The sequence below is a fragment of the Mucilaginibacter sp. GW821-FHT07G05 genome (genome assembly GCF_059418565.1).
In genome coordinates this window covers 433654-446427 of sequence record NZ_JBWKQC010000005.1, presented here as the reverse complement: position 1 = coordinate 446427, position 12774 = coordinate 433654, and the positions used below count along the sequence as shown (strand labels likewise).

The window sequence follows — 12774 nt, the reverse complement described above, 5'->3', positions numbered from 1 at the left end:
ATCACTTTAAATTCCTTGTTTTAACCAAGGAAAAAATAAACTCGTTTTTGAAATAAGTGAACTGAAGTAAAATAAATGTCAGGATATACACCAGCACGTCGGTCATGATAAGCGCTAAACCGCTGATCCAGTTCGACAATATCCAGCGCGACGATACGGCAATACCCAGGCTGATGAGAATATGGATCAAAAGCGCACGATCAACAGATAGTTTTATTCTTTTTGATGCTGATATCACTATATACAGGCAAACCATGCTTTCGGCAAGTACACAGGCAATGGCGGCACCTGTGAATTTTAAATAGGGGATGAGCAGAAAATTAAAACACAAACTGACCACTAAACCCAGCAAGGTGGCATGGAGTATTTTGTTTTCCTGGCCTATCGGCATTAAAAATTGCGTGCCGCAAACATTACAGAGGGCTATAATGAAAGGTAATACTGATAAAATACGCAGCGTATTGGCCGCAAAAAGGTATTGTTTTCCTGATATGATGGTTAATATTTCCTTGGGAAAGAGCATGCAAAAACAGCAGAATGGTAGGGTGAGTAAAAAAACGATGCTGAGTGATTTGCGCATGATGTTTTGTATAGCGTCCATATCTTTACTTGCGAAATAGCCAGCGATGCGGGGAATCAATACCATTCCAGCACCATTGACAACCATCCAGAATATCCGTACCAGTTTCAGGGGGACATTGTAAAAGCTCACCGTTTCCGGATTGGTGAGCATGCCGAGTATGATCGTGTCCAGTATAGCGTAAATACTAACTGAAACATTAATGCTGAACAGGATGAGCAGTGGTTTAAAATGCGTTCGAAATGCCAGCCCTTCATTAAAGGGCCGGTAATGTTTTTTAAGATAATTGAAAAGATTAAGCGCAGCATTCAGCACAATCACCATGGTAGATATGGCATAATAGATCAGGTAATCGTCGCTTTGTTTTACCATAAGCAGAATACTGATCACGCTGAGCACCTTAATGATCATAGATCGCCCGGTAATATAGGTGAAGTTTTCAATGCCCTGATAAAACCACTCCATTAAAAAGGCGCTGCAAATAATGTTCACACACGCTACCTTAACCAGGGTGCTATCATTGATTAAAGATGGTACCACAGAAGGCGCAAATAACAATAAAACAGAAAAGACCAGTGCCAGCGTGATCTGTATAAGCAGCAATTCGGCTACCAGTTTTGATCGCGTCGCAGGTTCATCTTTCACCTTTGATATTTCGCGGATACCATAGTAGGGGATACCTACAGCAGAAAATATGATCAGGTATTGCGATATGGCATCCATAAAGAAATATTTGCCGATACTGCCTGCCGACAATGTGCGGGTAACATAAGGAAACGTAATGAGCGGGAATACTATTGCCGAAGAAGTAAGCAACAGGTTACTGATCATATTTTTCCGGATGCCCATTATGCGCTGATGCTATGTTCTTTTGTTATGGCAGCAGCCATATCGATACTGCTTTTGATGCAAACATCCATATTATAATATTGCCATTCGCCAAACCGGCCAAGCGTATATATCCCTATATCTTTGAGGTGATTTTTGATGGCTTCAGTGGCACTTTTGTAATGCTCGTCAAAAACCACATAAGCATGACCGGATACATGATAATCTACAGGGCGTATTAAAAACGGATCTTTCCTGCCATTTTCAAGCATCTCGTCATAAGTTTTTTCGCCTACAACTTCAGTGATGGAGTAATTTTTAGCGGGGCTGAAAAAATTGCCGATATGGATGTACCTGTGAAAAAAATTGTCGCTTTCCGGTATGTACGTCCAGGTATTGCGAGTACCCTTCGTTTCCCAAAGCATGGTGGTTACCCTGTTATATTTCAATTTTTGGGCCTGTTCAAGTATTTCATTAGGGGTTCCGCTTATTAGTGAGGGTAGTATATTTAAAGGTAATGTAGATATTAACAGGTCATATTCCTTTTCATCGTTAATTACCCACTTTCCGTTTGGCTTTTCAACTATGCTTTCAACCTGGTAGTTTGTCACGATTGTTAATCCCCTGGCCAAGTTGTCGATAAAGGTATTTTGATCATTAGTATTAGGATAATAAAATGAGGCATGAGGCATTTTATCTTCCTCATTGCTGATCAGGCCTTTAAAAAAAGAATACTTGTCCGGGATAGGCAATTTACCTTCTACCCAATCGGGGCTCATGTCGGCGGGTTTACGGTTCCATATTTTTGTGTTATAGGGTATAAAGTACTGTTCGGCAAGTGTATCCCCAAACTTTTTTCTGAACCAATCTTCAAGGTTTTCATAATGGTGATCGTCATCCGCCGCTAAAAAATCCCTGGTGATCGCAATGGCGAGGTCATTGTCAAATTCACTGATCTGTTTAACAGCGTATTCTATCGGATAAGTGAGTTCGTTACCGCTTAATTTTATGGTGGCCCTGCGCTGTATCTTATGCCAATCTTTTTCCGGCAAAATCTCCTTAAATACAAAGTCAAGCACATCATTATATTTCGTATTAAAACAGTGCCCGCCGGTAACATGGTAGGCTATCCCTTCTGCGTTTCTTGTGCGCGCTATCCCCCCATGTACAGGGGCGCGTTCAAGCAGCTCCACATCGTGTTGTTTTCCTAATTGCCGTCCGATACTTAACCCTGAAACGCCTGCTCCTAATACTCCTATTTTCATTTCTTTATTTTGATAACATTATTACTGACCTCAAAAGGCGCAATGCCAGCAAGCCTATGACGGAGAACACAAAAGCCAGCAGACCTCCTATTACAATCGCCTTGAGTTTGCTGAGATGGTTATCGCTCAGCGGAAATACCGGCTGATCAATAAACTGGATAAGGGGTGTTTGCTGCCTAAGTGATATTTTAGATATTTCGAGGTTTTTGATCATTTCGCTGTAAATAGCGGTATTGGCCTGCACATCAACTTGTTTGCGCTGCGATGGTACTTTTAATATAAGCAAAGCAGGGTTGGCGTTTGGCGTAGCGTCAATCCCTGAGGCAACGCCGCTGATGGAAAGATTGAGCATGCGTTTAACACTATCGGCCTGGTGCTGCAATATGCTTACGTTCAGCGCCGCTTTTTTTGTTTTGGTTTGTACGTAAAAGTCATTAACGTTTTTTACCAGTTGATCGGTAAATAACTTGGCGAACACTTCATCTTTAGCTGTAAAAGCTACCCGTATAATGCTCAGTTTTTTATCGGGTTTGCCTACTTCGAGATTCTTTTTGTTGAGCTTTTCCGTTATATCAGTGATGATGCTGTCCTGTGTTCTGTTGAAGTGTTCCGGATCGCCATTGAAATTTACCGGGCCAATATGGTCATCCTTCCATTCTTCCATTAATCTATTGGAAGTGACATAACGATCTATCAATTTTTGTTTTTTACCGTTGATCACCGTTTCAGTAAGCAAGGTTTTTTTCAGCATTAACCGCGACTTATACAGCTCAAGTATGTTATCGCCTTTAAATATGCCGCCGCCGCTGCCGCCCAGGTCAATGCCGGCAAGTGAAGCCAAACCTGAATATTGGCCAAGCATGCCTTCTTTGTCGGCTTCATCCAGTACAAATGTGCAAACCGCGGTATACTTGGTTTTAATGAAAACAGACCAGGCAAGCCCAAGTAAGGCCCCGATTATAGTGTATAAGAGAATTATAGCAGACTTGCTTTTGATGTAAATAACGAGTTGCCGGATTTTTACAAAGATACTCCGAACTGATATTTCATGCGATTCGGGAAGACCGGAGGGGTTGTTTACGGTTTGCATAAAAATCAAATATTATCTGCGTAAGCTTATAATTCCGAAAATGATGGCGGCAACAGAGGCCAACCCCGATGTGATACCTAAGATTTCCTGGGTAGTATTGGCTCTTGGCGGTAACTTTTTTGGTACATATATTTCGCTGCCGGGTTTAATAGCAGGTCGGCTGGTAAAAAACAGGAACTTTCGTGTACCGCGTACCGTACCATTGGCATACACCACGTATGCACCGCGCTTTAAAGCTGTAGGAGCAAAGCCTCCCGCATTAATCACATAATCGTTAAACGACTTGCTTTTTTCAAACACTACGGCGCTCGGGAAGAGAACTTCCCCGTTAACGCGGACTATCTGCTGTTGTTTCGGAACGCGTATCACATCACCGTCCTCTAATATCAAATCGGTGATGGATCCCGGTTTTTCCAGTATTTTTTTCAGGTCGATACCTATGTAATTATTGCGGGTTTGTACATCGGCGGAGTCTTTAAAAGAACTTTGAATGCGTTTTAACCTGTCCGACCTTTCCTGTATAGCCGATGAATCGCGTTTATTCTTATCCACTCCCAAAATAGCGATGTTGGTTCTTTTGAGTGAGCTCCCGTCGGCGTCGGCTGCTGCGGTAAGGCTTCCCGCGCGTATCAATATATCCGATATTTTTTCGTTTTTCGTTTTTAACGTGTAATAACCGGGGTATAATACCTCACCTTCTATTTTAACCGTGCGTTGCTTTTCATATCCCGGCAAACTGTAAACAGATACTATGTCGTAAGGGTGAAGTGTAAAGTCAGCATTATTGAGGTCAAGCTTATTATCGAGGTCAACACTGAAAACGATGGCTACATCGCTGTTCAATGACTTTGGATCGCTGTCCGTTTTACGTTGTGCCACTTCTATCCGTTTGGCGCTGGCTCCCTCGGTAAATCCACCGGATTGCACAATGAGATCGGCCACCTTCATTCCTTCGGCAAAAGGAAATGCGCCCGGTTTCCTCACTTCGCCTTTGATGGTCACATTGTATTTATCGCGAAGATCAAACAAGGAGGTGATAGCTACACTATCCTCTCTTTGCAAGGGTATGTCGGCAGCGCTTTTGTTAAGTATCGCTTTAATATCAAAAGAGATGAGTTCCTTTGAGTTGTCTTGTTTCAGGCGGGTGATGCTTCCGCGACCGGTGAACGCATCTTCTTTCAGCCCGGCTGCTTTTCCAATTAAACGCGATAGGGTAAGGCCTTTTTCCAGCTCATACATACCAGGTCTGAAAACTGCTCCGCTAATACTTACCTGGTTTTCATATCTGTCCAGGATACGGTCAACTATATATTTATCTCCCCTCAACGGAATGTAGTTTTTATAATCGGCTTCGTACACATCTGTTATTTTACGTTGTTGGTCACTTATCTGCAGGACTTTTATACGGTTGGTGTAGGCCACATCAGAAAAACCACCTGCAAAACCAAGCACATCCTGCAAGGTTTCTCCCGGTAAAACTTCAAATATGGCAGGCGTTTTTATTTCACCAGCTAATTCTACATGTGTGCGGTAAGTAGGCACCCTGATAATGTCCTGATCCTGCAGGCCGATATTGTTGATCTGGTCGCCCTTTAAAAGAAAGTCGTAAACATCCAGTGTCCTGATCAGCTTGTTGTTTCGTATGATCTCGATTTGCCTGAAACTACCGTTATTGTTGGGGCCGCCTGCTGAATACAGCGCGTTAAATGCTGTCGCGAGGGAAGGAAGGGTGTAAGTGCCGGGTTTATTTACCTGGCCCACCAATATCACTTTGATGCTTCGTATATTTCCTAAGCTAACTTGTACAGTAGTACCACGGCCGACAGCGTAATTGCCTGCCGCGAGTTTACTTTTTATATTTGCGGTTGCCTGCTCAATTGACTTCCCGGCAACGTTGAGTAAGCCTATGCCCGGGATATTGATGTTCCCTTCCGGCGAAACATCGAGTTTCCAATTGGCTAAAGAGTTGCCGTAAACGTTGATATTCAACTGATCGTCAGGCCCGATAATATAGTTTTTAGGAGTAGCTAATTTGAGGTTCGGGGCAAAGGTGAGGTTCGAGTTTTTAAATAGATCCGATCCGAAGACCTTAGGAAATATTTTATCGAACAGATCGGGTTTGATATGTCTGGTAGAATCGGGCTCCGGTATGAAGCTTAGTTTTCTTGTAGAGGGTATCGAGTCGGCGGTTTCCGTAGGGTTATTTTTACTGTCCGTGTTTTGCTCCTGTCCGTTTTTTAATAAACGGATACGGGCCTTTAACTTTACGGCTTCTGTAGCGGGCAGGCCTTTACGCTCTGCAATTTGTACGAGCTGCGCATCTGACAAGTTTGAGGCGTTGGCTTGCTGTATTAACTGCCTGATCTGTCCGTCAGAAAGATTATCCACACTGATGTTACTGAGATCGTCCGGTATTTGCTGCGCGTAGGTAGATAATGAATATAAAAGGATGAGGAAAAGTGTAAAAAGAAAAAAAGCAGGTCTAAGTTTTGTCATAGTTAAATGAGCGTAATTTTAAGTCGCCTTACTGGTTTGCGTTATATATTCAAACGGTTACTTGATATGGTACAAACAATCGGAAGAAATGTTTGTCAGGCATCCGGAAATCAAAAGATAGTACGTATGTAAGGCAGACACGAACTTGATTAACCATTAACCACCTCGCCGCCATTTACGTGGATCACCTGCCCGGTAATAAAAGATGCGTCGTCGGATGCCAGAAACACATAGGCAGGCGCTACTTCGGAGGGCTGTCCCGCTCTTTTCATCGCCGTTTCCTCACCAAAGGATTTGATCTTCTCCGTATCGAAAGTAGCGACGATCAAGGGTGTCCAGACAGGTCCCGGCGCCACGGCATTTACCCTTATATTCCGTTTGACGATGTTTGTAGCCAATGAGCGTGTAAAAGAAGTAATGGCTCCTTTAGTCGACGAGTAGTCGACAAGATTCGGCGAGGATCTGTAAGCGGTAACCGAAGTAGTATTGATAATGCTATCACCCTCTTTTAAATATTCCAGCGCTTCATTGGCAAAATGAAAGTAAGCATATATATTAGTCCGGAAGGTATCGTCAAGCTGCTTTTCGTCGATAGCTTTAGGATCTTTCTGCGGCACTTGCATACCGGCATTATTAACGAGGATATTTAGCGCGCCAAGCTTCTCTGCGGTTTCTTGTACTGCTTTTTTACAGAATTTGCTTTTTTTGACATCGCCTTTGATCACGAGACACTTTACACCTTCAGCAATTACCAGAGCTTCTGTTTCTTTTGCGTCGATATCTTCATCAAGGTAAACAAAGGCGATATCCGCCCCTTCACGGGCAAAGTGTATACACACAGCACGCCCAATACCACTGTCTCCGCCGGTAATGAGGGCTACTTTTCCTTTAAGCTTCCCCGAACCAAGATACCCGGTTTTGATATATTCCGGCGCGGGATCCATTTTCGCCTCAATGCCTGGTTGACGGTTTTGTTTTTTTGGTTTCTTGGCCATGTATGCGTTTTTTAGTTAATGTTTCAATTTGTGTACCAAAAAACAAATCGGACCAACTTTATTTGCCACCAAAAGTATCCGGCGCATCGTACGATCATGATCAAGCCAGCTGAAGAGCACCGCTAACAAGGCAAGTTCCGAGAACTGCATCCTTAGTCCAAAAGTTTTATTAGCCGGTGATCCAATGTTTTCGTAAACACCGCTGGCATCTGTAACGTTTAAGTGGAAGCCAAAACAGGAAGATCTTCATTAAAAGGTTTCTCGGAATTCTGTAAAAATCGAGATGGTTGGCACCACATGAACAGTTTTTACCGGCAGAATTGGAAGTAGTTGACGCGCCTATCATAAACTAACGGTTTTAATGTTACAAAAATCTCCGTAATTCCGGTTTATGATGTATTGGTTATATTCTAACACATATTGCCTGGTTTTGTTGATGTTATTTAAAAAAGTTGCAATTGATAATTACATCATATTTTACGTCGGCGAATTCATTGGAACAATAATTGAATATCAAAGCAAATTCAATTGAGATGCCATGGCAAAGAAAACTAAAAAGGATCCCTGCTGGTCGGGTTACCATAAAGAAGGGACTAAAAAGAAGGACGGAAAAACTGTCCCTAATTGTGTAAAAGCGTCTGATAAAAAGGATTGATGGTGGATAGAGAAAAGCTCAGGGACTGGGTTAGGGAACAGCATGCGGGGCAGTTGATCAAATATACCGACAACCCCTATTTTGAACACCTCGAATATGTGGCAGAGAAAGCGGAGAACAAGGCCTTACTTGCATATGAAATAGGTTTGTGCCACGATCTTTTTGAAGAAACTAAGATTAGCGCGGGTCAATTGATGGTTGTACTTACAAGCTTTGGATATGGTGAGGCAGAAGTGGTTCATATTACAGATAGCGTTACTGAACTTACTGATAAGTTTACTAAAAAGGCCTACCCCAATCTAAGTAAAATAGAACGGAAACGGAGGGAGGCAGAGCGGCTGATCCATATCAATCCCGATGCGCAAACCGTCAAATATGGCGATCTTATCTACAATATCAATTGGGTATTGCAGTATGAAAGCACCGGGAGAAAAGAAAATTATCTGCGGAAAAAGCGAGCGCTTTTAGGCAAGATGACCAAAGGTGATCCCGGGCTGAGATATGAGGCTTTAGAGCTTATCCGCAAGGCTGAAAATGTCAATTCAGTTTAGTGATAGCATAATTAACAGCGTTGATTATACCACAATTACTTTAAAATAGTGGCGATAAATTAGAGCAGCTGTTCACAATGCAGTCGTAACCGAAAGCGAATGGTATTTTTGAAACAATGATGTATGACTGATCCCACTTTTTACGCCGGTACCAGCGGCTTGCAGTCGCCAATACCCAAGCGTGACTTTCCACCTGCGTTTGCGGACAAGAGCCGACTGACCTATTATTCCTCCTTGTTCAATTCCGTTGAGATCAATAGCTCCTTTTATAAGTTGCCCATTGCTAAAACACTGGCCCGCTGGGCAGAAGAAGTACCTGAGGATTTTCGCTTTACATTCAAATTGTGGAAGGAGATCACGCACAACAAGAATCTTGCATTTTCAAGCGTTGACGTAGCAACATTTATAGAACGTATTAATAACGTTGGTGCTAAAAAAGGCGCCTTGCTCGTTCAGTTCCCGCCAAGCCTGGCTAACGCCGTGATGCCACAATTGGTAGATCTGCTAAGCTCAATCAAGGAGAGTGATCATGCAGAAGCCTGGCCTATCGCTTTAGAGTTCAGACATAAATCCTGGTATGAAGAAACAACCTATGAATTGCTCAACAGTTTTGGTGCAACCATGGTGATCCATGATCTGCCTGCCTCAGCCGCACCTATGCAGTCAATGGAAGCAAACGACGTTTACTTTCGCTTTCATGGGCCTAATGGTGATTACCGAGGCAGTTATGACGCCGATTTTCTGGCTGAATACGCCAGCTATATCAGGGAATTTCAGGAAGGGGGGAAAACGGTGTATGCGTACTTCAACAACACGGTGGGCAATGCACTTGGCAATCTCAGTACATTAATTGATGAACTTAACTGCGACTGATTAGTCAGCGACTTGTCTTTGCATCGTAGTTTGTTAATAAGACAGTGATCCCGGCTAATGCGGTAAAGGCAATATTGAAGATCAATGAACTACGGTTCCCGCGTATGGGTTTATAAAACGTTTGCAGCGCAAACTGCGCTACATTAAATGGATCAATACTGCCATGGGTTTCCATGGGAATGATGCCTTTGAGCGCGACGGGTTGTTTGGTAAGGGCCACATACGGAAGCAACAACACCGCTTCAGCTATATAAAGCCTCACCTTTTTATGGAATTTCAATAAGGAAGGAACGGCAAGCAGTGCGCCAACCAATGCGTAATCAATGATCGCATGTGCTTTTGGCGAGATGGGTTTAGGAATGATCATAGGTTAATGATTAACTGGCCAGACGTTGTTCGGTTTGGTATTCACTTTCGATCCTGAACAACGCTTCAGTGCTGACCGGTTTACTTAAAAAGTCCTTCACGAAATCATACTCATCAACCAGCGCCTTGTCTGTGGGATCTATGGAGGAACTGAGGATATAGACATCCGGCTGTTTGTGGAGCGAGGTATACAGTATTTCCAAATGCCGCAAAAATTCGCGACCGCTGAACGGCATATTCAGATCGAGAAAGATTAGGTCCGGCAGCACAGTAGGTTCATCATGAAATTCTTCCAAAAAGGAAATAATGGCCCCGCCGTTAAAAGTGAAAATCGCATCCCGGAAAATATCAAAACGTTCCAGTGTTTTTTTCATGATCAAATGGTCGACAGGATTGTCGTCAACTACGATAACTTGGCACATAATAAAGCTGGTTAGATGTAGCTTGGTTAAGCAATTCTTATGCTATTTCAAGCTGATCATTAAGATGTTATCAAGACTTTTTTGAGATATGGTGCGGTCCGGCTTGCTTTACTCGTAACTATAGTCAACGGTGTACCCTCGGCCACGATCTTGCCTCCATCCTCACCGGCACCAGGCCCGATGTCGATCACCCAGTCACTGGCCGCAATGACCTGCATATCATGTTCCACCAGGATCACAGTGTTACCCGCATCGACCAAACGGTTGAGCTGGAGCATCAGCCGCTCCACGTCCGCAGGATGCAGCCCCGTCGTTGGTTCATCCAATATATACAGTGTCTGCCCGTGTTGCGCACGCTGCAGTTCGGTCGCCAGCTTGATCCGCTGCGCCTCTCCGCCGGACAGTTCGGTCGCCGGCTGCCCCAACCGCAGGTAACCCAGGCCGACCTCGCTAACCACTTCCAGCGCCCGGCTGACCGTTGGGTCTTCATCAAAAAAAATCGCCGCCTCATCGACTGTCATACCCAAAACCTCGGCAATATTCTTGTCCTTGTACGTGATCGCCAGTGTCTGCGGATTATACCGGGTGCCGCCGCAGGTCGGGCAGGGGGTATATACGCTCGGCAGAAACAATAGTTCAACCATCACAAAACCTTCGCCTTCGCAATGCGGGCAGCGACCTTTAGCCACATTAAAGGAAAAACGGCCGGCATCATACTTTTTTGCTTTGGCGGCTTTCGTGGAGGCGAATAGTTTACGCACATGGTCAAACAGGCCTGTATAAGTAGCCAGGTTGGAACGCGGTGTGCGGCCGATAGGCTTCTGATCGACCACTACCAGCCTTTTGATGTTTTTCATGCCGGAACTGATCTGACCACCGAGCGTGATTACTTCTGTTTGCTCCAGCGGATCAGCTTCGGTCTCCTCCGCGATATCGATTTTCAAACCTAACTGCCCCGCGACCAGTTCGACCAGCACCTGGCTGACCAGCGAACTTTTCCCCGAACCGGAAACCCCGGTAACGCTTGTCATTACGCCCAGCGGGAAAGCCGCTGATAAGTTGACTAAATTGTTCCTGGTAACCCCTTCCAGTTTCAGCCAGTCTTTTGGTACGCGGGCTTTCGCTTGCGAGGCGGCAACTGATTCATAGATATACCGTCGCGTAACAGATGCTTCAATATTTTTCAACCCGGCAGGTAGGCCGCTATATAAAATATGCCCGCCTTTTTCGCCCGCTGCCGGGCCGACATCAACGATCCAGTCCGCATGACGGATCACATCGATCTCATGTTCTACCACGAATAAGGAATTGCCTGAAGCTTTCAATTTATCTAAAGCGCGGAGCAAAGCTTCCGTATCGGCCGGGTGTAAACCTGCAGAGGGCTCGTCCAGCACATAAACAACACCAAACAAATTCGACCGGACCTGTGTGGCCAGCCGCAAGCGTTGTAATTCTCCCGGCGAAAGAGTAGGTGTGCTCCGCTCGAGCGTGAGGTAGCCCAACCCCAAATCAAGCATGACCTGCAAGCGGCCAAGAAAATCTTCCGCGATCCGCTGTGCGACGAGGACCTTTTCCGGATGAGCAGTTGCTATCTTCATTAATGCAGGCGCATCACCCAGCGCGTAGGGCTGAAAGATGCCCGCCAGCTTGTTCAATGCCAATCTGGACAAATCGGCGATATCATAGCCGGCAAACTTGACGGATAAGGATTCCCGCCGCAAACGTTTGCCTTTACATAAGGGGCACTCACTGCTCAGCATGAACTGCGCGACGCGCTTTTTCATCAGCTGGCTTTGGGTATGGGCGAAGGTATGCTGCACATAACGCCGGGCACCCGTGAACGTGCCCATGTAATCAGGCTGGCGTTTGTTTTTAATAAAGCGCTGTATCTCTTCATGTGTGTAGCCGGAATATACCGGTACCACAGGCTGTTCCTCGGTAAACAAGATCCAGTCGCGGTCTTTTTTAGGCAGTTCTTTCCAGGGCGTATCAATACTGATACCCATCGTAGTCAAAATATCTCGTTGATTTTGCCCCTGCCATGCCGTTGGCCAGGCAGCGATAGCTTTTTCCCGGATCGTCAGCGTATCGTCGGGTACCATGCTTTTTTCCGTTACCTCGTAAACCCGTCCCAAACCATGGCATTCCGGGCAGGCACCTTCCGGGGTATTAGGTGAAAATGCTTCTGCGTATATAATGTCCTGCCCGATGGGATAATCTCCTGCCCGGGAATACAGCATCCGCAGGAGATTTGCAAGCGTCGTTACGCTGCCGACAGAGGAACGCGTACTGGTTCCGCCGCGCTGCTGCTGCAAGGCTACCGCAGGGGGCAGGCCTTCAATCTCATCGACCTCCGGTACGGCCATCTGGTTGAATAGCCGGCGGGCATAGGGTGATACCGATTCGAGATAGCGGCGTTGTGCTTCCGCATACAGGGTGCCAAAAGCCAGAGAGGACTTTCCGGATCCGGAAATGCCGGTGAACACGACCAGCGCATCCCGGGGGATATCCAGGCTGACGTTTTTCAGGTTGTGTTCCCGCGCGCCGCGGACTTTTACAAAGCCGTCGAATTGTTGCTTCTTATTCATCATGTTTAAGACAACAACATCGCCGCCTTGTTTGACAATATTTTCTCAAACGGAAACAACCAATA

At 45.2% G+C, this 12774-nt stretch carries 10 protein-coding genes; 2 read left to right on the top strand and 8 right to left on the bottom strand.

The genetic code is table 11. The features are described 5' to 3' along the window. Window position 1: 1 nt before the first annotated feature. The 5 genes from AC07NA_RS15535 to AC07NA_RS15515 form a co-directional block, all read right to left on the bottom strand. Complete coding sequence (locus tag AC07NA_RS15535; protein WP_494898506.1) at window positions 2-1429, bottom strand: flippase; 1428 nt, start codon at window positions 1427-1429, stop codon at window positions 2-4. Then, the gene (locus AC07NA_RS15530; protein WP_494898505.1) at window positions 1429-2673 is read right to left on the bottom strand and encodes a protoporphyrinogen/coproporphyrinogen oxidase; all 1245 of its coding nucleotides are present in this window, start codon (window positions 2671-2673) and stop codon (window positions 1429-1431) included. The genes AC07NA_RS15535 and AC07NA_RS15530 overlap by 1 nt, the downstream gene beginning before the upstream one ends. Window positions 2674-2677: 4 nt before the next feature. Then, complete coding sequence (locus tag AC07NA_RS15525) at window positions 2678-3763, bottom strand: lipopolysaccharide biosynthesis protein (protein ID WP_494898504.1); 1086 nt, start codon at window positions 3761-3763, stop codon at window positions 2678-2680. Window positions 3764-3775: 12 nt separating this feature from the next. Further along, complete coding sequence (locus tag AC07NA_RS15520) at window positions 3776-6259, bottom strand: SLBB domain-containing protein (protein WP_494898503.1); 2484 nt, start codon at window positions 6257-6259, stop codon at window positions 3776-3778. A 149-nt stretch (window positions 6260-6408) separates the two neighbouring features. Beyond that, complete coding sequence (locus AC07NA_RS15515) at window positions 6409-7254, bottom strand: SDR family oxidoreductase (RefSeq protein ID WP_494898502.1); 846 nt, start codon at window positions 7252-7254, stop codon at window positions 6409-6411. Window positions 7255-7908: 654 nt separating this feature from the next. On the opposite strand from AC07NA_RS15515, the gene AC07NA_RS15510 reads away from it, so the two are divergent. Then, window positions 7909-8460: a hypothetical protein gene (locus AC07NA_RS15510; RefSeq protein WP_494898501.1), complete on the top strand. Its 552-nt coding sequence runs from the start codon at window positions 7909-7911 to the stop codon at window positions 8458-8460. A 123-nt stretch (window positions 8461-8583) separates the two neighbouring features. Next, complete coding sequence (locus AC07NA_RS15505; RefSeq protein WP_494898500.1) at window positions 8584-9333, top strand: DUF72 domain-containing protein; 750 nt, start codon at window positions 8584-8586, stop codon at window positions 9331-9333. Window positions 9334-9337: 4 nt separating this feature from the next. Here the strand turns inward: AC07NA_RS15505 and AC07NA_RS15500 are convergent, their stop codons facing one another. From AC07NA_RS15500 to uvrA, 3 genes are read right to left on the bottom strand one after another with little or no spacing between them, the layout of a single operon-like run. Continuing rightward, a complete protein-coding gene (locus AC07NA_RS15500) occupies window positions 9338-9700 on the bottom strand; it encodes a hypothetical protein (RefSeq protein ID WP_494898499.1) in 363 nt (120 codons plus the stop codon). A 10-nt stretch (window positions 9701-9710) separates the two neighbouring features. Continuing rightward, a complete protein-coding gene (locus AC07NA_RS15495; protein WP_494898498.1) occupies window positions 9711-10121 on the bottom strand; it encodes a response regulator in 411 nt (136 codons plus the stop codon). A 59-nt stretch (window positions 10122-10180) separates the two neighbouring features. Next, window positions 10181-12712 carry an excinuclease ABC subunit UvrA gene (gene uvrA, locus AC07NA_RS15490; protein ID WP_494898497.1) on the bottom strand — a complete coding sequence of 844 codons (2532 nt, stop codon included), beginning with the start codon at window positions 12710-12712 and terminating at the stop codon, window positions 10181-10183. Window positions 12713-12774 lie beyond the last annotated feature (62 nt).

Bases quoted from the DNA above. Each gene is read 5' to 3' on its own strand.
- AC07NA_RS15535 (WP_494898506.1), bottom strand. From the start codon at position 1,429: ATGGGCATCCGGAAAAATATGATCAGTAACCTGTTGCTTACTTCTTCG.
- AC07NA_RS15530 (WP_494898505.1), bottom strand. From the start codon at position 2,673: ATGAAAATAGGAGTATTAGGAGCAGGCGTTTCAGGGTTAAGTATCGGA.
- AC07NA_RS15525 (WP_494898504.1), bottom strand. From the start codon at position 3,763: ATGCAAACCGTAAACAACCCCTCCGGTCTTCCCGAATCGCATGAAATA.
- AC07NA_RS15520 (WP_494898503.1), bottom strand. From the start codon at position 6,259: ATGACAAAACTTAGACCTGCTTTTTTTCTTTTTACACTTTTCCTCATC.
- AC07NA_RS15515 (WP_494898502.1), bottom strand. From the start codon at position 7,254: ATGGCCAAGAAACCAAAAAAACAAAACCGTCAACCAGGCATTGAGGCG.
- AC07NA_RS15510 (WP_494898501.1), top strand. From the start codon at position 7,909: ATGGTGGATAGAGAAAAGCTCAGGGACTGGGTTAGGGAACAGCATGCG.
- AC07NA_RS15505 (WP_494898500.1), top strand. From the start codon at position 8,584: ATGACTGATCCCACTTTTTACGCCGGTACCAGCGGCTTGCAGTCGCCA.
- AC07NA_RS15500 (WP_494898499.1), bottom strand. From the start codon at position 9,700: ATGATCATTCCTAAACCCATCTCGCCAAAAGCACATGCGATCATTGAT.
- AC07NA_RS15495 (WP_494898498.1), bottom strand. From the start codon at position 10,121: ATGTGCCAAGTTATCGTAGTTGACGACAATCCTGTCGACCATTTGATC.
- uvrA (WP_494898497.1), bottom strand. From the start codon at position 12,712: ATGATGAATAAGAAGCAACAATTCGACGGCTTTGTAAAAGTCCGCGGC.